The sequence below is a fragment of the Sulfitobacter sp. HI0129 genome (assembly GCF_001635395.1).
Lineage (GTDB): Bacteria > Pseudomonadota > Alphaproteobacteria > Rhodobacterales > Rhodobacteraceae > Sulfitobacter.
The window spans coordinates 1-314 of sequence record NZ_LWGH01001034.1; the positions used below are offsets into that span (position 1 = coordinate 1).

General features: G+C 61.8%; 1 protein-coding gene. It reads left to right on the forward strand.

All coding sequences use genetic code 11. The annotated features are described in order from the left end of the window. Nucleotides 1-314, forward strand: a 314-nt coding sequence (locus A3764_RS21970) for an ATP-binding cassette domain-containing protein (protein WP_150122403.1), incomplete at both ends; no start/stop codon positions are given.

Here is a 314-nt window from a genome sequence, read left to right on the forward strand (position 1 = left end):
GGCCTGCGAAAGAGCTTTGGCAAGGCGGAGATCATCCGCGGGATCGATCTGAGTATCGGCAAGGGGGAACGCCACGCGGTGATCGGACCCAACGGCGCGGGCAAGTCCACGCTGTTCAACCTGATCACGGCGCGCTTTGCCCCGACAAGCGGCACGGTCAAGCTGCACGGTAAGGATCTGGCCGGGTTGCAGCCCTTCCAGATCAACCGCATGGGGCTGTCGCGGTCTTTCCAGATCACGAACATCTTCCCGGCCATGTCCGTGTTCGAAAACGTGCGCTGCGCGCTGCTCTGGTCGCATGGGTACAAATACAG